Source organism: uncultured Microbulbifer sp. (assembly GCF_913055755.1).
In the GTDB taxonomy this organism is placed as follows: domain Bacteria; phylum Pseudomonadota; class Gammaproteobacteria; order Pseudomonadales; family Cellvibrionaceae; genus Microbulbifer.
In genome coordinates, this window is record NZ_CAJXKH010000020.1 from 1 (window position 1) to 19387 (window position 19387).

Consider the following 19387-nt stretch of genomic DNA (forward strand, 5'->3'; position numbering starts at 1 on the left):
AATATCGGCCCGTACCCGCTGGTTGCCTATCCGATCCAGCACCGCAAAGAACTGGGCGGTGAATGGACCAACGTTTTTATGCTGGCCAAAAACGGAAAAATTGTCGCCGACAATCTCTCTAAAGTGACCTTTGAAAAGATCGGTGAGCAAACAGTGCCAGGCAGTGATCTTAAACTGCCTCAGGAATTAAAATTTACCTATGAGGATGGCGATACCAGATATGTCAGTGAGTGGAAATCATACAAGGCTTCTTTACTGGTCAATTCACTCTACGATACGCCCCTGGGTGACAAGGAAAAATGGAGGCGAAACGAGGCGAACTACACCCGCTTCGTAAGCACGATGACCCTCGAAAAATTTAGCCGGGGCAAGTCGGTGGAAAAACATGAGGCCAAAGATGCCATGTGGGAATACATGGGGTTCGGGCACTGGGCTGACTGAGGGACTCTTAAGACCGCGCATCCACATACCCCGGGACTTCAATAAAAAATCAGGATATTTGAACATCAAACTTTGGCCGCGCGGCTGCCACAGCCAAAGTGTGGCTATCACTTTAAATACTAAGAATTACTTTGCCGATGGAATGGCCGCTGCGCAAACACTCAATCGCGTCATGGGCCTGGGCAAATGCAAACTCGTGACCTACATGAGGTGCAGATAGCGCCAGCTCCGCGCAGCCGCTCAGCAGCTGATCAAACATGGCCTGCTCCTGCCACAACCAAATGAGATTAAATGCCAGCACCGACTTGTTGATGCTGATCATATCCATCACATCGTAGCGGGGCCTTTTCAGGTATAGCCGCAGGGCCTTCAGCCAGTTGGCGCGGTCGCCCGGGGTAAATTCCGCGGCTCCGAAAACCACCAGCCTGCCGGTGGGCGCCAGGGCCTCGAAGCACTGGGTCTGGATCTTGCCGCCGATGGCGTCCAATACCAGGTGCAGGGGCCGATAGCCGAGCTGGATCGCCAGCTCTTCGGCAAAATCCTCGCCGCGGACGATCACCTCGTCGAAACCCTGCTCCGCCAAAAATTGTTTTTTCGCCGGCGTACCCACCGTGCCGATAGGGGTCGCCCCCAGCTCCCGCGCCATGCGCATCGCCTGCAGGCCGACACCGCCGGCGGCGCTCTGGATCAATACCACCTGCCCCCGCTTGAGCGCACCGAGTTCGGTCAGTGCGTAATAGGCGGTGAGGCTTTGTGCGGGGAATGCGGCACCCTGGGCAAAGGTCCAGTCCCGAGGCATTTTACGGCAGTGCTGGGGCAGTACGTCCACGGTATCCGCATAGCCGCCAAATCTTGTGCAGCCGTAAACGTGGTCACCAATTTTCAATTCGGTATTGGCGGATGCCCCCATCTCAACGACCACACCAGAGAACTCCAGGCCCGGGATAAAGCTGTCTTCGGGGGTCGCAGAATACAGCCCGGTGAGGGCAAAAATATCGGCAAAGTTAAGCCCTACGCACCGGGTACTGATGCGGATGCATTCGTCAGACAGCGGCTGCAACGGCTCATCCACCAGTTGCAGGTTACTGATGGCACCGGCCTTGGGCGTGCGCCAGACTCTTCGGCTATTCGAAACAGGCATGAAACTTCCGATAGCGGACACGGGTAGAAAAGCGTAGCGCGCCGGGTGACTCCGCGCTATTTGAAGTTGAGACGTAATTCACAGCCCGGCAATTTTTGCCCGGGCTGTGAGTCCCGAAGGGATTATTGCGGCGCCCTACCCCTGGTTTTTTTGCAGGGATTTCGCCACTGCCTGCACCTCGCCCATGACCCGCATCAGGTTGCCACTCCAGAGTTTGGCAATTTCCTCCTCGCTGTATCCGCGCTTGAGCAGCTCCTCGGTCACCGCGGCTGTCTGCGAGGCATCGTTCCAGCCGGCGACGCCGCCGCCACCGTCGAAGTCGGAGCTGATGCCCACGTGCTCGATACCGATTTTTTTCACCAGGTAATCGATGTGGTCGACAAAGTCCTGCACGTTAACCGGCGGTACCAGCGGGTCCACTTCCTGCTCGATCATGGGAGCCACCTCGGCGCGCAGCTTCATGAAGCTGGCCATGTATTCATGGCGGGCATCGCTATCCAGTTCACCCACCGCCTTCCAGTCCATCATCTGGAAACCGGTCTTGTGGGCTTCACGGGCCATCACCTCCATGGCCTTGTCCTTCCACGCGTCGTATTTCCCGGTGTTGAGGTAGGAAGCAAACGCCACGGTCTGCACCACGCCGCCGTTTTCCTTGATCGCCAGCAACTCCTCGTCATCCAGGTTGCGGCTGACGTCGTTCAGCGCCCTGGCGGAGGAGTGCGAGGCAATTACCGGCGCCTTGCTCAGGCTCAGCATTTCCAGGTTGGCGGCCTTGGAGGGATGAGACAGGTCGATGATGATGCCGACCCGGTTCATCTCCGCAACCAGCTCGCGTCCCAGATCACTGAGGCCGTTGTACAGCCAGACATCGTCGCTCTCTCCGGTATTGGAATCGGCAAACTGGCTGTGACCATTGTGTGCCAGCGACATATAGCGCGCACCGCGGTCGTAGAACTCCTGCACCAGGCTCAGGTCGGTACCGAGGGGATAGGCGTTTTCCACCCCGATCAGTGCCGCCAGCTTGCCTTCGGCAATCAGGCTCTGCACCTGTTCCGGAGTGGTCGCCAGACCGATGCGGTCCGGGGCAATTTCCTCGGTCAGGCGATGTATCGCGTCGAACTTGGCCAGCGCATTTTCCAGTGCCGCGGCATAGCCTGCTTCGCTGAGTTCACCCTGGCCGGTGTAGACACTGAACCAGACCGCGTCGAGCCCGCCCTGCTCCAGCTTGCCCAGGTCAACCTGGGTCTGCAGGTCCTGGGTGTAATTTTTCTCCGCGGTGAAATTGTCCACATCCAGGTCCACATGGGTATCCATGGTGAGCAGTTTCTGGTGCAGCGTCTCGACACTGATATTTTCATTCTTCGGTGCCTCGGCTGCGGCCTTTTCCGCCGACGCCACTGTCTCGCTGGATTCCGGTGCGCAGCCTGCGAGTATGGCACTCATCACACAGGCAGCCAGATTAAGTTTTTTCAACATGATTTCCCCTAACTCAGAAACTGTAGGTAAGTGTGCCCTGGAACGTGCGCGGACTCAGGGGACGGTAATACGGTGAACCCGCATAGACGAATGACATTACCTGTTTATCGAATACGTTGTCGAGGTTGAGGCGCAGGCTGGTGTTGGCGAAGCCAAAGGAGTCGCCACTGAAATCCACGTAGGCACTGGCCACGATGTAGTCATCCATCTCGAAAATCTCGGCGTAATCCGCGTAGCGCTTGCCGGTATATTTGACCGAAAAGTTGGCGACCATCCAGTCGCTGGGCTCCCAGGTCACGCCGCCGGTCAGCAGCCACTCCGGGCTGTCTGCCAGCACGCTGCCCGCGGGATTGCTGCCAAAGCCGTCCTTCAGTTCCGCGTGGTTGTAACTCAGGTTGGCATTGAAGTAGAGCGCCTGATCGAACACCGCTGGCATGTACACACCGGACAGTTCCATACCCCAGGCAGTGGTTTCACCGGCATTGGTGTAGAAAGCCTCGGGCTCGCCGGTGGCCGGGTTCAGTACGTTGCCGGCAACCAGGCGATTGTCAAAACTGGTGTAGTACATGGAGAGGGCACCGTTGTACTGCGCGCGGCTGGTGCGGAAACCGAATTCGATATTGTCCGCGGTTTCCCCGGCGGGTGCCGGCGCGTCGAAACTGGTGGCGACAGAGAAAATATCGTCGGCGCCTTTCGGCAACGCAAAGCTCTCGGACCAGGAGCCGAACAGCTGATCGGTATCATTCAGGTTGTACACCGCACCGATCATGGGCAGGAAATTTTCCGAGTAATCGGCGCTGACGGACTGCGGTCCGTAACCGGGCATGCCACCGATTTCGTAGTCGGCATAATCGCGATAACCCTCGAGCGTGTAGTCGATGCTGAGGGACTTGGCTCCGAGCTCCACATTCAGGCGCTCGTCCAGCAGGGCGATGGTGTCTTTCACATACAACTGCACGGTTTCGCGGTTACTGGTGTAGTTGCGGCGGTAGTAGGCCACCTCATCCCAGATCACGTTGCCATCCGCGCTGCCGGCGGTCTTGTTGTAGCGCAGCTGGGTGCGGTTGTAGGTTTCGTCCTCGAACCAGCCACCGAATTCCACCCTGTGCAGCCCGAGCTGCCACTCGAGCCCGGCGAGAAAACCTTCCCGCTCCCCGCCCACACCGGAGTAACCGTACTGCACCCCCCGCGGGTGGGTAACGTCGAGGCCGGCGGCGGCCTGGCGCTGGTAAATAGACAGGGAATTGCCGTAGCTATCCGGAGACACGCCGAAGCCGTCCTTGTCTTCGTAATACCAGGTTGACGTCAGGTAGAGGTCACTGGTGATGTCGCTGCCCATGGACACTGAGTAGAGGGCATCCTCGCGAATATTCACCCGGTCTTCGTAGTAGCTGGTACAGCTGCTGTCGGTAAACACCGGGGTGAAATCCTGGTCGTCGATGCTGCCGTCGCCATTGAAGTCGTACACCCCGGACAGCGGATTGCTGCAACCCTCGGGAATGGCATCCAGGTAGGCGTAGTAGTAGTCCGCGTCGAAACTGCTTTCCAGCCCGGATGGGGAATCGTAATCGTGGAAGTCGTTGCTGACGAAGCTCGCCTCGATATATGTGTCCTCGTCAAAATCGTATTTCGCCTTGCCCTCCAGGTGCTCGCGATCGATGGTGCCGGGACCGCGCCAGAGATCGCTATCGGTTTTGGAGCGACTTAAATAGGCCGCGAAACCGTTGATATCCCCGGTTTCCAGGCGCACAAAACTGCGCAACAGGTTGTCGTCACCGGAGGTCAGGGAAACCATACCGCCCGCCTCTTCCGACGGGTCGGTGGAGTTGTAGGATACAATCGGGCCGAGGGAGGAATAGCTTGGCAGCGATACATCGCCGGCACCGGGAGAGGCCAGTACCGATGCCAGGTTTTCGTTATCCACATAGCGGAAAATCGGGCTGCCACCAAAAGCGTCCGAGCGCCCCATCGGCACGCCGTCGCGCACGAACCCGACTTGGGAGAGACTGAACGCACGCACCTGCACCGAGTTGCCGAATTCATACAGGCCTAGCGCGCCGTCGGTCTGCACGTTGAATCCGGGCAGGCTTTCCAGCATTTTCAATCCGGAAATACCGGCGGGCGCGGACAGCAGCTCTTCGCGGGTCACGCCGACGGTATTGCTGGTTTCGTTTTCGCCGATGGCGATGTCCGCCTGGGAGGTGCGCTTTGCCTGCACCACCACCTCTTCCATTTCCCCCGCCGCGGGGTTCGCGTCGGCAGCGATGGTAGGTAGTGCCGTTAAAGCTCCGGAAACTGCCAGCAGATAGGCCGCCGAATGGTATTTGCTCGTCATATGTCTGCACCGTTCTTATTGATGATCCTTTCAACGCAACGCGCAGCCCCGATACGAGACCGTCTCTATCAATATCGAATCTCGCTGGCGGGGATTGCTAACAGGGGATCAGCAACTTGTGTGCCACCAGGCTGCTGGCGGGATGAAATGACGATTGGGAGAGGTGAACGGCGATGGAAACGGACTCGGGAGGGGGATACAGAAGTGGCAGGCATGGGCCCCGATGGAAATATCGGGGCCCGCAGGGTTCACTGTTTGTTTTTTTGTATGAAACGATTCATCTGCGCCTGCAGCATTTCCATCGGCAGTGCACCGTTGGCGAGCACCGCATCGTGGAATGCACGTAGGTCGAAACTGTCTCCCAGTTCCTTTTCCGCCTTTGCACGCAACTCGCGGATTTTGATCTCGCCCATCTTGTAGGACAGCGCCTGCCCGGGCCAGGAGATATAGCGGTCCACCTCCGCGCGCACGTTCGCTTTGGACAGGGAGGTGTTATCGGCGAGGAAGTCCAGTGCCCGCTGGCGGGTCCAGCCCTGGGAGTGGATACCGGTATCGATGACCAGGCGGCAGGCGCGCCACATCTCGTAGCTGAGGCGGCCGAACTGCTGGTAGGCATTTTCATAGACCCCCATCTCGACTCCCAGGCGCTCGGAATAAAGGCCCCAGCCTTCGCCGAAAGCACTCAGGTACAGGTTGCGGCGGAAATCGGGAACGTCTTCCAGCTCCTGGCTAAGCGCGCCCTGCAGGTGATGGCCCGGCACCGACTCGTGCAGGGTCAACGCCACAAGTTCGTACAGCGGGCGCTGGTCCAGGGCGTAGGTATTCACCCAGTAGGCACCGCCGCGAGTACCGCCGATGGCCGCGGGATTGTAGGAGGCGGTGGTGTAGTTGGGGGCAATTTCCGCCGGCACCGGCACCACGCCATAGGGCAGGCGCGGCAGCTTGCCGAAGAATTCCGGCAGGCGGTAATCAATGCGCTTGGCGATATAGGAGGCTTCCTTGAGCAGCTCCCGCGGGGTCTTGGCATAGAACTGCGGGTCGGTGCGCAGGAATTCGGTAAATTCGTCAAAGCCTCCATCGAAGTCGGTTTCTTTATTTACCTGTTTGATCAGCTCGTCCATCTCGCCGCGAATGCGCTTAACTTCCGCCAGACCGATATTGTGGATTTCTGCCGGGTCCATATCCACCGTGACATAGGTGCGAATGGCGTGGCGGTAATAATCCTTACCGCCGGGCAGGTCTTCCGCGGCCAAGGATACGGTGGCCGCGTTCAGGTAGTCCCCCTCGAGGAAGGTAGCTACGCGGTCAAAGGCGGGAATGGCGTGTTCCCTAATCGCTTTGGCACCCGCAGTTTGCAGGCGCTTTTTGTCCGCCGGCGAGAAGGAGTCCGGCAGATTCTCGAAGGGTTCATACAGGCTGCTCTTTGTCGGGTCGTCATATACCTGGGCGCGCACGGTGGGGGCAATACCCTCCACCACGATTTTCGGCAGCACGAAGCCGTCCTTGATACCCGCGCGCATATTTGCCAGGTTCTCGTCGAAATAGCGCCCGAAATCCCGAATCCGCTTGATGTAGTCCTGGTAGTCGGCCACCCGGGGCATGCTGAGGCCATTGCTGGCATCCAGCGCCAAACTCCAGAAGCTGTAAAAGGTATTCACCGGAATACGCTCGAGATACAGCTCGTTTGATTCAATGGAATTTTTCAACACCCAGGTGAGCAGATCCTTGTTGACCCGCTCCGAGGTATCCAGCTGCTGACTGTCGATCTTGTTGAGGCGTGCGACGAACTGCTTTTCTGCCCGGAGGCGGCGGGCGCGGTCCCTCTCCGCCACACCGGGCAGGCGATCGGCGTAGCCCTTCTCGCCCATGCGGCTTGCGGTGATGGGATCTTCGCGCAGGCTGTATTGCCAGTGATCGTCGATCACCTGCTGCAGTTGTTCACCGGGGGTGGCGGCCCAGACTGCTGATGTCATCAAGACGGCAATAATGGTGATGATTGGGGGCAGAATTGCGAAGATTCGCAATGGATTTGCCGTTGTTCTACCGGGCATGCTCTCGAGCTCCTCAGTTTTTTCCTTGGCTAGCCGGCAACCATACCATGGCGCCTCACTTTCTCGACAAATTTAGCGTCGGCGCCTCCCCGAAAGGGTCAACACAGCATAGCGACTACACTCAATAGCGCAAAGATCGGATTTTCTCGGGGCCCGTTATGCGTTTAATTGCTTCCTGTTCTCTCCTGTGGCGGCGCTATTTGTGGCGCATATTGTTGTCGATGTTCCTGCTGCCAATGTGTCCGCTTGCCGCCCATGCAACCGAAGGCGGTATCGGGTACTACGTGCCAGGAATGGCAGCAACCCTGATCGATCGCGCGCCGGTGCAGACCGGATGGGTATTCGAGCCCATGTACCTGAACTACAGCGGTGATTTCGGTGCCGAGATTGATACCCCCATTGCCGGACTGATCGCCGCCGGCATAGACGTGAGAATAAACAGCGTGGTTGGCGGAGCCTTGTATACCTTCGATACCCCCGTGCTTGGCGCAAAATATACTGCGGGCGCCTACCTTTCATGGGCGGATGTGAAAGTCAGCGGCAGCATCGAAAGCGCTGTGGGTTCAATTAGCCGTAGTCAGTCGGAGTCCGGTCTGGGCGACACCACGCTAATCCCGCTGATGCTCGCCTGGGTGGACGGCAACTGGCAATACAACGCTTTTCTGCCGATACACGCCCCCACCGGAGATTATGAGACCGGTCGCCTGGCCAACCCGGGCCTCAATTACTGGTCTGCGGACCCAACCTTCGGCATTGCCTATAGCAATATGGAATCGGGCTTCAACGCGACACTGTTCACCGGGCTTACTCTCAACGAACAAAATCCCGATACCGATTACCGCAGCGGCCGCCTGTTCCACCTCGATGGCAGCCTGCAGCAAATGGTCAAGGCCGGGGATGGCTTCGTCACCATGGGCGTCAACGCCTTCTGGGGCAACCAGATCAGTGACGACAAAATCCAGGGCGGAATCCTCGGGCCATTTCGCCAGAAAACTGCAGGGATCGGCCCCGTCATCGGTTACATGCTGCCAAAGGGCAAGGACAATATTGTGGTTGAGTTTCGCTGGCTGCCCCAGCTGGATTCCACCAACACAACGGAAGGAGATTACTTCTGGTTGAAGTTTGTGTATCAGATGGGCACGGGAAAAAATAAGTAATCCCGCCAACCAGATTGCGCACAATGGCTACCACAAGGTAGCCTTTTTATTGGGCGTTTCATCGAAAAAAGTGGCGGAGGCTCGAGCCGTGAAAGATATTTGTGTAGCCGCAGTGCAAATGGTCAGTGGTGATAGAGTTTCGGATAACCTGGCACGGGCATACGCACTGCTCAAACAAGCGTCCGAGCGCGGTGCGCAGCTGGTACTGCTGCCGGAAAATTTCGCCCACCTTTCCGATCACGGCAGCTACTCTGCCGCAGAACCCTATGCCGCGGGCGGCGCTGCCGATGCCAGCCTGCAGCCGGTGCAGCACGCCTTGCAAAATTGGGCCGCGGAGCTGGGTATCTGGATCGTCGCCGGCGCCACGCCATTACTGGAGCGACCGGACGGCAGCGCCATCGCGGAGAAGCGCAGCCGCTCCGCCTGCCTGGTTTATGACGACACCGGTGCACTGCGTGCCCGTTACGACAAGTTGCACCTGTTCGATGTGGAAGTGGAAGATGCCGCAGGCAGTTACCGGGAGTCCGCCAGTATCGAGCCCGGCGAGGAGACAAAAGTCGCCTCCACCCCCTGGGCGAAACTGGGGCTCAGCATCTGTTTTGACCTGCGCTTTCCCGAACTCTACCGGCAGCTGGCAGCGGCGGCTGCCGAGATTTTTCTGGTGCCGGCAGCCTTCACCCACACCACCGGGCAGGCACACTGGCTGACACTGCTGCGCGCCCGCGCGATCGAAAATGGATGCTATGTAATTGCAGCAAACCAGGGTGGGCAACATTCGCCCAAAAGACACACCTGGGGGCACTCGGTGATTATCGATCCCTGGGGGGATGTGCTCGCCGAGGCCGGTCTCGGGGAAGCAGTGATTACCGCCACGCTGGATGGACAGAAGCTGGCAAAAGTGCGCAGAAACATGCCGCTGTTGTCCATGCGCAAGCTGTGAATAGCACCTGTTGCGGATTTAGGCCAGCCATCCATTTCTCTCGCCTGAATAAACCGCACTGGCCCTGGATCAGGCGGGCAAATCGCTGTGCTTCGATATCGCCCGCCGCAACAACACCCGCTTACTGAATGGTTACGATGGTTTCTGCGAACTGCGATTCATCGAGAAATGCACCCTGGCCAGAGCCGACACTGAGCTTCAGTCGCCCCCGGTAAGGGTGGGACTTGCCGTCGTTATCCACGTAGCGCATATCAGCCGCGGCAATATTGAATTGCAGTTGGGTGGATGCGCCCGCGGCCAATTCGGAGCGCCTGAATGCCTTGAGTTCGCGAATCGGAACATCCACCGGCGCATCCGGCAGGCTCAGGTAAACCTGGCTTACCTCCCCTCCATCTCGTTCACCGCTATTGGTAAGTTTGACCGCAAAGGATAAATCCTCACCCGCCTGCACGCTGTCCGGCACACTCAGATTGCTGTAACTGAAGTTGCTGTAGCTCAGGCCGTAGCCAAAGGGGTAGAGCACATCGCCGGTAAAATAGCGGTAGGTGCGATTGGCCAGGGCGTAGCCCTTGAAGTCGGGAAGATCGTCAACGCTGTGATAGAAGGTAACCGGCAGCCTGCCCGACGGGTTGGCATCCCCCCAGAGTATGCGCGCCAGCGCGGTTCCGGTGGCTTCGCCGGGATAAAAAGCCTGCACGATGGCATCGAGATTTTTATCCTCCCAGTTCAGGGCCATGGCGCTACCACTGAAATTCACCATCACCACCGGCTTACCCAGTGCTTTGAGTTTGTGCAGCAGCGCCTGCTGGTTGGCCGGCAGCTGGATACTGGTGCGGTCGCCGTGGTCAAAGCCGTCCAGCTCCACGCGCATTTCCTCACCCTCCAGCTCGGCAGAAATGCCACCGGTATAGACGATGACATCGGCCGTGCGCGCAGCATCAATTGCTTCAGCCAGGTAGTCTGTGGACGTGTTGACCCAGCTCAACTGCACACTCGGTTCCAGTGGACTGCCTGTCAGGCTGCGCAGGAAAACCCGGGACATTTCCAGCGGGTATCGCTGCCCTGCCTGCAGCTCGATTGCGCCATGGACGTCTGCACCATCGATCTTCAGGTTGCCGCCGGACTTGAACAGGTAACTGCCACTGGTTTCCGGCACCAGCACACCACTCCAGACCACGCCGAAATCGCCGTTTACCGTGTCGTCCAGCGGTGAGCGTGTCCAGTAGGCGTCGACCTGCGACTCGATACGGCTGAATGCGGGCGCCTCCGCCAGGGTAGTCTGCGGAATCAGTTTGAAATCGCGAGTCTTTTTGCCTCGGGAGATATCCACCGGGTAATAACCGGCGTGCAACCCCGGCTGCAGTGCGCCGTCACTGTCGATATGGAAAACATTGCCGGCGGCTACCGTTTCATAATTTCCGTACTGATCGGCGATCAGCGATGTGCCCGCCGCATAAACCACGTTGCCGGCACCGGCGCGCGTGCGGATACCCTCCAGTGGAGTAACCGGTTTTATCGGATACCCGTGGTAGTTGCCGACCAGCACGGAAAAGTTGCTCGCGTTCGGACCGATTACCGCAACCCGGGTGCCCTCTGCCAGCGGCAGAATACCGTTGTTTTTCAACAGCACCATGGACTGTTCGGCAGTTTTTACCGCCAGTTCCAGGTGTTGTTCCGAACCTACTGCGGACATGGGAATGCTGGTGTAGGGGACCGCTTCCGCCGGATCGAACATGCCGAGTTTGAAACGGGTGGTGAACGTGCGTTTGACCGCCGCATCGATTTCACTCTCGTCGACCATATTCCGCTGCAGGGAAAAACCCAGGTTGGCAAAGGTACTGAGCCGCCGGGTACCGCAGTTGATGTCGGTGCCCGCCTTCAGTGCCCAGGCCGCGGCCTCCGCCGGCGCGCGTACCAGGTTGTGCGCATCGGGCTCGTAAAAATCGGCGATGGCGCCACAGTCCGAAACCACATGGCCGTCGAAACCCCACTGCTCACGCAGGGTATCCTGCAACAGCATTTCACTGCCGCAGGCCGGATCGCCATTGACGCGATTGTAGGCACACATCACCGATTCGACCTTGGCCTCCATTACCGCGGTTTTAAACGCCGGGAAGTAGGTTTCCGCCAGGTCTTTGGCGGTCGCCTCATAATCGTCCGAGTGGCGGGATTTTTCCGGGCCGCTGTGCACCGCAAAATGCTTGGCCATCGCTGCGGTTTTCAGGTACCTGGGGTCATCGCCCTGCAGGCCCTTGATAAAGGCAACCGCCATGCGGCCGGTGAGGTGGGGGTCTTCACCATAGGTTTCCTGGCCCCGCCCCCAGCGCGGGTCGCGGAATATATTGATATTGGGCGACCAGAACGTGAGCCCGGCGTAGCGAAATGCGAGATCGTTGTCCGCGAAATAGTGGTGTTTGGCCCGCGCCTCATCGGAGATGGCAGTGGCCACCTCGCCCAGTAACTGGTCGTCAAACGTGGCCGCCAGACCAATGGCCTGGGGGAATACCGTGGCCTTGCCGGCGCGCGCGACACCGTGCAGCGCCTCATTCCACCAGTTGTATCGCGGCACCCCCAAACGCTCGATGGCGGGTGCCTCGTTGTACAGCTGGCTTATTTTTTCCGACAGGGTCATACGCCCTACCAGGTCATCGACCCGGCGCTCGATGGGCAGGGATGTATCCAGGTAGGGGTATGTGCTGGCTGAGTTCACCGGTGCTTCGTCGGTGGCCAGTGGCGTGGTCGTATCTGCCGGCCCCTTGCTGCAGGCGGCCAACACCAGGGTGCACAGACCGAGGGATAGATATTTTTTCATCTTGTTATTCTCATCGCGCTTTTCGGCAACCATAGCGAACACACACCGACATGTAAACGATTACATTTTGACTAATAAAGCCGTGCTTGCGAGAAGCGTCGCGCAGGCAGGCACAAAAAAAGCGAGCCTCTCTCGAGGCTCGCTTTTTTGACCCGGGCTTCAGGGCAGTCCGGAGCGGTTGTGCGCAATGGCTCAGGCCTGCTCCACCGTCTGCTCGATGCGCCCGAAAATGGACTGGCCGTTACTGTCCAGCATTTCGATCGCAATCCTGTCGCCGAACTGCATAAAGCCGGTGCTCGGCTTGCCGTCCTGGATGGTCTCGATCATGCGGATCTCGGCGATACAGCTGTAACCCACTCCGCCCTCTTTCACCGGCTTGCCGGGGCCGCCGTCGAGTTTGTTGGATACGGTGCCGGAACCGATGATGGTGCCGGCGCCCAGCGGGCGGGTTTTCGCCGCGTGGGCGATCAGCTGGCCAAAGTGGAAGGTCATGTCGATGCCGGCGTTCGGCTCGCCAAACTTGTCGCCGTTCAGCTCGGATACCAGCGGCAGGTGCAGCTTGCCTTCTCTCCAGTTGTCGCCCAGTTGCGCCGGGGTCACGCACACCGGGGAAAAGGCACTGGAGGGTTTGGACTGGTAGAAACCAAAGCCCTTACCCAGTTCGTTGGGGATCAGGCCGCGCAGGGACACGTCGTTTACCAGCATCACCAGTTTGATGTGCTTGAGTGCTTCCTCCGGGGAAACCCCCATCGGCACGTCGTCGGTGATCACCGCGATTTCCGCCTCGAAGTCGATGCCGAAGCCCTCGGACTGCGGCATTTTTACCGGCTCGCGCGGGGCCAGGAAGGTATCGGAACCGCCCTGGTACATCAGCGGGTCGGTCCAGAAGCTTTCCGGCATTTCCGCGCCTCTAGCCTTGCGCACCAGCTCTACATGATTGACGTAGGCGCTGCCGTCAGCCCAGTGGTAGGCACGCGGCAGCGGCGAGTGGCACCGGGCCTGGTCGAAGGCTTCGCCCTCGATTTCACCGCGGTTAAGTTTTGCCTGCAGATCTTCAAGCTGGGCAGATTTTTCTGCCCAGTCGTCCAGTGCGCTCTGCAGGGTGGGCGCGATCTCGGCGGCGGATGCCATGCGGGTCAGGTCGTCGCTGACCACGACGAGCTTGCCGTCGCGTCCGTTTTTCAGGCTGGCTAACTTCACTGTGCCTTCCTCTTACGTTAAATCTTTGGGTTTAGGGATCCAGAGCCTTGAACTCTTCGTCGCCGTGCATCCAGGCCGCGTGCCGCGGTGCCTTCTTGGTGCGGGACCACTCTTCCAGCATATCCTCCGCCACGCGCTTCAGCTCCCTGTGCATACCGGGCTTGGCGGTGTTGGCGGCGAGCTCGATGCGGTGACCGTTCGGGTCGAAGAAATAGATCGACTTGAAAATGGTGTGGTCGGTGGGGCCGAGCACGTCGATGCCGGCATCCTCGAGCTTCTGCTTCATTGCCAGCAGCTCGTCCATGCTTTCCACTTCCAGTGCGATGTGCTGCACCCACTGGGGGGTGTTTTCATCGCGGCCCATATCCGGGGAGTTGGGCAGCTCGAAGAACGCCAGCACATTGCCCTGTCCTGCATCGAGAAAAATATGCATGTAGGGATCCGGTGCCCCGGTAGAGGGCACCTTGTCTTCGGCGATGGCGAGCTGGAAGTCCATGCCCAGCAGATCGCGGTAAAACTCCACGGTCTCCTTGGCATCGCGACAGCGGTAGGCCACGTGATGGATGCGTTGTATAGCCATTATGGGCCTCCGTACTCTCGTTGCAGACCGCCGATCAGGCTGCGTCTTCGCCCTTGTTTTTATCCCCGATCACGCCGCGCTTCAGCTGGTCGCGCTCGATGGATTCGAACAGGGCCTTGAAGTTGCCTTCACCGAAGCCTTCGTCTTCCTTGCGCTGGATGAATTCGAAGAATACCGGGCCCAGCATGTTGGCGGAGAAGATCTGCAGCAGCAGGCGCGGCTGGCCACCCTCGGTGGTGCCGTCCAGCAGCAGGCCGCGCTTCTTCAGCTCGGCAGTGGGCTCACCGTGGCCCGGCAGGCGCTCTTCCAGCATTTCGTAGTAGGTTTCCGGGGGCGGGGTCATGAACTCCATACCCTGGGCTTTCAGGCGGTCCCAACAGGCGATCAGGTCGTCACAGGCAAAGGCGATGTGCTGGATGCCCTCACCGTTGTACTTCATCAGGAACTCTTCGATCTGGCCGCCGCCACCGGCCGCCTCTTCGTTCAGCGGAATGCGGATCTTGCCGTCCGGCGCGGTCATCGCCTTGGACAGCAGGCCGGTGTACTCGCCCTTGATGTCGAAATAGCGGATCTCGCGGAAGTTGAACAGGTCTTCGTAGTAGCTGGCCCAGTAGTCCATGCGACCGCGGTACACGTTGTGGGTCAGGTGATCCAGGGTGTGGAAGCCACAGCCTTCGGGGTGCTTGTCCACACCTTCCAGCCAGTGGAAGTCGATGTCGTAGATGGTTTCGCCTTCCTTATAGCGGTCGATCAGGTACAGGGTGGCACCGCCGATGCCCTTGATCGCCGGCAGGCGCAGTTCCATCGGGCCGGTTTCCACTTCTACCGGCTGTGCGCCCTTGTTGATCGCTTCGTTGTAGGCGAAGGTGGCATCTTTCACGCGGAACGCCAGGCCACAAGCAGACGGGCCGTGCTCGCGGGCGTAGTAGTCCGCGTGGCTGCCGGGCTCGTAGTTGGTGATGAAGTTGATGTCGCCCTGGCGCCACAGCTCCACATCTTTGGTGCGGTGACGGGCCACCTTGGTGAAGCCCATGGCCTCGAAAACAGTCTCCAGAATGCCTTTCTCCGGCGCGGTGAATTCCACGAACTCGAAGCCGTCCAGGCCCATGGGGTTCTCAAACAAATCGGCCATGCGATCCTCCATTATTCAGTTACATCGGGCTGCACCCTTTCGGTGCAACGCATTATTAGTTTCAGGCGCAACGAATTTAGTTACGCGTGTAACCAATGTCAAGCACCGGACACAGAGCGCTGCGAAAACGGCCCTAAAGTAATAGGCCCGATAGGGGCAATTGACCGGTAAAGAGGTGACCGATAGGTGGGGTTGGGTGCCAATCTACGGCGGCAGGGAGGGTTCCGGGCCCACAGCGTGACCCGGAACAAGGGAGTGGTCAGGCTTCGGTTTCCGCGACCTTGGACAGGTCGCCGACGCCGGCTTCCTTAAGTAGGGAATCCACCAGCGGCGCCATGGCACGGTGCTTGAGAGCGCTGCCAACCAGTGCTTCCGGCAGGCTCTGGCTCTTGGATTCGCCATCGCTGTCGAGGATGCCGCCACTGGCACGACCATCGAGCCCGTTCAGACCTTCCACCGAAATGATCTTCATGCCCTCGATGTTCTCCAGCGGACGCACGCTCTCGCGCACAATGTTCGGCAGGCTTTCGTGCAGGCTGAGTACCCGCTTGAGGGCGATCTGCGCATCGCTGAGGCTGTTCATGGCCTCGTTCATCAGGCGCTGGCCTTCCGCGTCCACCGCGTACTTCTCACGGTCGGCCTCGACCTTGATCCGCACCGCTTCGGCTTCCGCAGAGGCCTGCAGGCGCAGGGCCTCGGCCTTGTCTTCCGCCGCGGCCTTTTCCGCTTCCGCCGCAACCTTGATCGAGGTGGCCTGGCGCTCGGCCTCTTTTTCCGCCTCGATGATCTCGATGCGCTTGTCACGCTCGGCCACTTCCACGTCCTGGGCGGTGCGCACCTGTTCCTCCGCCTTCACCGCTTCGGCGCGGGCGACGTTGGCCTGCTGGTCGGCGACGGACTGTTCCTTGGATTTTTCCGCTACCGCAATCGCGCGTTCCTGTTCGGCAATCTCGACGGATTTCTGTTTGGAAATGCGCTGCTCGTCGAGAATTCGCTCGCGCTCGATTTCCTGCTCCTGCAACCGTTTTTCTTTTTCGATTTCCAGCAGGCGGGTGGCCTGCTCGGCGGCGATGCGGGACTGGTCGATTTCGCGCTCGGCTTCAATTTCTGCCTGGCGTGCGGCGCGCTCCTGCGCGGCGGTTTCTTTCGCCATATCCGCTTTCTGGGCCGCTTCGCGGTTTTCCAGTTCGCGCTGCTGCTCCAGATAGGCGTAGCGCTTTTCTTTTTCGATCTCGAGACGCTGGCGCTCGGCTTCCAGGTTTTTGGTCTCGATCTGGACCCGGGTTTCCTGCTCGACGTCGTTCACTTCCTTGCGGCGCGCTTCGATGGAGCGGGTCATGCTGGCGAGACCTTCCGCATCGAACACGTTGTCCTGGTTGAAGAACTCCTTGTGGGTCTGGTCGAGACCGGTCAGGGACACGGATTCCAGCTCGAGACCGTTCTTCAACAGGTCTTCCGACACCACCTGCTGCACTTTCTGTACGAACTGGCTGCGCTGTTCGTGCAGTTCTGCCATCTGCATTTCCGCGGCCACCGAGCGCAGGGCGTCGACAAACTTGCCCTCGATCATGTCTTTCAGCGCTTCCGGATCCAGGGTGCGGATACCCAGGGTCTGCGCCGCATTGGCAATGGCATCGGTATCCGGTTTAACCCGCAGATAAAATTCCGCCAGTACATCCACGCGCATGCGGTCCTTGGTGATCAGCGCCTGGTGCTCCTTGCGGGAAACCGCGAGGCGCAGGGTGTTCATGTTTACCGGAATGATTTCGTGCAGCACCGGCAGTACCAGCGCGCCACCGTTCATGATGACTTTCTGCCCGCCCATACCGGTGCGTACGAAAGAGCGCTCTTTGGAGGCGCGGGTATACAGCCGCGCAAAAATGGTACCGATGACGATCAGGCCGACGAGTACGGACCCCGCCATGATCGCGATGCTGGAAAGATTCTGAATCACTACTGTATCTCCAATTTAATTGTTTTCCGTCAGGTGCTTGTTGGTGGGCTTGATCACGCGGAAATTGGCTCCGCGCTCTTCCACCAGCAGCACCTGCTGTCCCTGTGTAAAGGTTTCCCCATCATCCGGCTCCACCATCACGTAGTGGGTGGTACCAAATTCGTCACTGAAACGCGCCTCCGCCGGCGAGCCCGCCGCGGCCTCACCAACGGTGATAACCCCGACGCGACCGATAAATGTACTGCGGCCCACGGATTCGGTTTCATCCCCCACCGCAAACTTGCGCAGCAGGTTGCCGACAAACCGCACCTGCGGCAGCGCCAGCATGAATACCGGAACCGCCAGCAGCCAACCCGGTAGCAGCTTGCCGAACAGCTCGTCCACAAACATCTGGATCAGCAGACCGCAGACCCCGAAACTCACCAGAAATGCCACCAGCAGGATCAGCGCCGGTACTTCGCCAAAGCGCAACCAGCCAAGCAACTTGGTGAGCACACCACCGGGCTCGGTATCCGGCGTATCCAGATCGATATCCATATCCGGCAGCAGGTTGTCCAGCATGTCCGAGATACCGACGCCGATCAGGGTCATTACCCCTTCGAGTACGGCAATCATCAGCATCAGTACCAGCGCGCCGGTAAACAGCTGGTTGCCGTCTTGCAGCAGAAAAGCCATCAGGCCTCCGTCTGGGATTTGATTTTCGCCAGCCGTTCCTTGATGCGGTTACTGCGCGCCAGGTCTTCCAGCTCCGCCAGCTTGCTGGCATCGGCACTGGATTCAGAAGTGGGCACGCCGGCACCCTCGAGAATACGATTGAAGGCACCCGTGGCCTGGTCGACCTTGTCTGCGGTGGCTCGACTGTTGCCTTTCTGTTCGCCGGTGGTGCCATTGCTGATGTGTTCGCTGGCCTTGATGAATTCCTTCAGCTGTTCGCGCATTTCGCGCTTCTTGCCCTGTAGTGCGCTGATGTAGGCATTGAGTTCGCTGATCTCCTGGTCGGTTTCGGCGATGGCTTTTTCCAGTACCGGAATCTGCGCTTCGATATCCATCTGCTTGGCGATGGCCGCTTCCGCCAGATCGTCGCGCTCCTGCTGCACTGCGACTTCAATCTGCTCACTCAGCGCCGCATGACGGCTGTTTTCATCGTTGAGGGTTTTGCTGCTCAGGTACTTGGCTGCTTCCGCCTTGCCCAGTTGATCGCGCACCTCGACAATGGCGTCGTCGATTTCGCGGATGGCCTGCTCCATCACCAGTTGTGGTGAAGCGCTTTCCACCGCGTCGACAACCGCATTGGCGGAGGCGGATATGATGCGGGAGATACGTTTGATCAGTCCTTCTTTCATTTTTTCCTTCCTTTCTCTACTGTCGTTTGTCGGTTAGCGGTTCAGGAGACCGTCGAGCCGCTGCTGGATTTTTTGTTTGACTTTGGGATCGATTACCCGGGGATCCTGTTGCACCGCCAGCAACAAAATCTTCTCCAGGAAGGCTTCCGCCGCGGGCAATAATTTCTGCTCCAGCGCCGGAGCGAAGTCTTCCTGGTCGGCGCAGACCTGTATCGCCGCGGCACCTTCGGTGACGATTTCCAGTAGCGCCTCCACCAGCAGGCTGCGGTGGTTTTCATCCGCGTAGCGGGCCTTGATCGGCAGCATGGTTTCGCCGGAGGCGATATATGCGCGGGGAAAGCTCTCCACGCCCACGGATTCCCGCGCCATGGCGATCAGCTCGCGGATCTTTTCGCTCTGGGTGACGGCGCCGTTGCGGTCGATGGACATGAGGTAGGCGTAATCATCCGCTGAAAGTCGCGCCGAAATGGATTGGGTTTTGTTGAGCATGGCATTCCCTGTCTAGCGATGTATACAAAAGTACACACGCTTTCCCGGGGGGTCAATTACAAGCGCTTACACCGATGTTTTGGCGACAAAACCGCCCGCAATGACAGCAAAGTCACCACCTAACAGACGGTTTGTTGCCGTATCTCCCGCCACTTGCCCGCAAAGGCACCAAAATTGCACCGGTTGTGGGGCCAATCGCGACCTGGTGCGCACAACCATTCAGCCGCACCAGATGTCCATTCAACGACTTGTCGCTTTACAAAATGTCCCGCGCGCGATTACCTGTAGGGCTTACCCGCCGCGATCCGGCGGCAATAACAATAAACAGTCTTCCGA

Annotated in this window: 15 protein-coding genes; 3 read left to right on the forward strand and 12 right to left on the reverse strand. The window is 59.0% G+C overall.

Going from position 1 to position 19387, the window contains the following annotated elements; genetic code table 11:
- The coding region (locus QZ511_RS05505) for a hypothetical protein (RefSeq protein ID WP_295800160.1) at window positions 1-441 on the forward strand (441 nt) is incomplete at its 5' end.
- 112 nt (window positions 442-553) lie between these two features.
- On the opposite strand, the gene QZ511_RS05510 is transcribed toward QZ511_RS05505, so the two are convergent.
- The 4 genes from QZ511_RS05510 to QZ511_RS05525 form a co-directional block, all read right to left on the reverse strand.
- Window positions 554-1582, reverse strand: a complete 1029-nt coding sequence (locus QZ511_RS05510; protein ID WP_295800162.1) for a zinc-binding dehydrogenase — start codon at window positions 1580-1582, stop codon at window positions 554-556.
- 135 nt (window positions 1583-1717) lie between these two features.
- The gene (locus QZ511_RS05515; protein ID WP_295800165.1) at window positions 1718-3058 is read right to left on the reverse strand and encodes a dipeptidase; all 1341 of its coding nucleotides are present in this window, start codon (window positions 3056-3058) and stop codon (window positions 1718-1720) included.
- 13 nt (window positions 3059-3071) lie between these two features.
- Entirely contained in the window at window positions 3072-5393 is a 2322-nt protein-coding gene (locus tag QZ511_RS05520) for a TonB-dependent receptor (protein WP_295800168.1), read from the reverse strand.
- Between the two features lie 248 nt (window positions 5394-5641).
- Entirely contained in the window at window positions 5642-7366 is a 1725-nt protein-coding gene (locus QZ511_RS05525) for a DUF885 family protein (protein WP_295800172.1), read from the reverse strand.
- Window positions 7367-7737: 371 nt separating this feature from the next.
- On the opposite strand from QZ511_RS05525, the gene QZ511_RS05530 reads away from it, so the two are divergent.
- Complete coding sequence (locus QZ511_RS05530) at window positions 7738-8601, forward strand: transporter (RefSeq protein WP_295800175.1); 864 nt, start codon at window positions 7738-7740, stop codon at window positions 8599-8601.
- Window positions 8602-8689: 88 nt separating this feature from the next.
- On the forward strand, window positions 8690-9541 hold the full coding sequence (locus tag QZ511_RS05535; protein WP_295800177.1) for a carbon-nitrogen hydrolase family protein: 852 nt from the start codon (window positions 8690-8692) through the stop codon (window positions 9539-9541).
- A 121-nt stretch (window positions 9542-9662) separates the two neighbouring features.
- Here the strand turns inward: QZ511_RS05535 and QZ511_RS05540 are convergent, their stop codons facing one another.
- From QZ511_RS05540 to QZ511_RS05575, 8 genes are all read right to left on the reverse strand, one after another.
- Complete coding sequence (locus tag QZ511_RS05540) at window positions 9663-12353, reverse strand: glycoside hydrolase family 3 C-terminal domain-containing protein (RefSeq protein ID WP_295800180.1); 2691 nt, start codon at window positions 12351-12353, stop codon at window positions 9663-9665.
- 192 nt (window positions 12354-12545) lie between these two features.
- Complete coding sequence (locus QZ511_RS05545; protein WP_295800183.1) at window positions 12546-13553, reverse strand: fumarylacetoacetate hydrolase family protein; 1008 nt, start codon at window positions 13551-13553, stop codon at window positions 12546-12548.
- 31 nt (window positions 13554-13584) lie between these two features.
- Complete coding sequence (locus tag QZ511_RS05550; RefSeq protein WP_295800186.1) at window positions 13585-14133, reverse strand: VOC family protein; 549 nt, start codon at window positions 14131-14133, stop codon at window positions 13585-13587.
- 34 nt (window positions 14134-14167) lie between these two features.
- Window positions 14168-15265 (reverse strand): 4-hydroxyphenylpyruvate dioxygenase, encoded by a 1098-nt coding sequence (hppD, locus tag QZ511_RS05555; protein WP_295800189.1) that lies wholly within the window; start codon window positions 15263-15265, stop codon window positions 14168-14170.
- A 259-nt stretch (window positions 15266-15524) separates the two neighbouring features.
- Window positions 15525-17219 carry a flotillin domain-containing protein gene (locus QZ511_RS05560; protein ID WP_295800191.1) on the reverse strand — a complete coding sequence of 565 codons (1695 nt, stop codon included), beginning with the start codon at window positions 17217-17219 and terminating at the stop codon, window positions 15525-15527.
- 15 nt (window positions 17220-17234) lie between these two features.
- A complete protein-coding gene (locus QZ511_RS05565; RefSeq protein WP_295800193.1) occupies window positions 17235-17894 on the reverse strand; it encodes a YqiJ family protein in 660 nt (219 codons plus the stop codon).
- Window positions 17894-18562 carry a PspA/IM30 family protein gene (locus tag QZ511_RS05570; RefSeq protein WP_295800196.1) on the reverse strand — a complete coding sequence of 223 codons (669 nt, stop codon included), beginning with the start codon at window positions 18560-18562 and terminating at the stop codon, window positions 17894-17896. Before QZ511_RS05570 ends, QZ511_RS05565 begins: the two co-directional genes overlap by 1 nt.
- 33 nt (window positions 18563-18595) lie before the next feature.
- On the reverse strand, window positions 18596-19051 hold the full coding sequence (locus QZ511_RS05575; protein ID WP_295800200.1) for a hypothetical protein: 456 nt from the start codon (window positions 19049-19051) through the stop codon (window positions 18596-18598).
- Window positions 19052-19387: the final 336 nt, after the last annotated feature.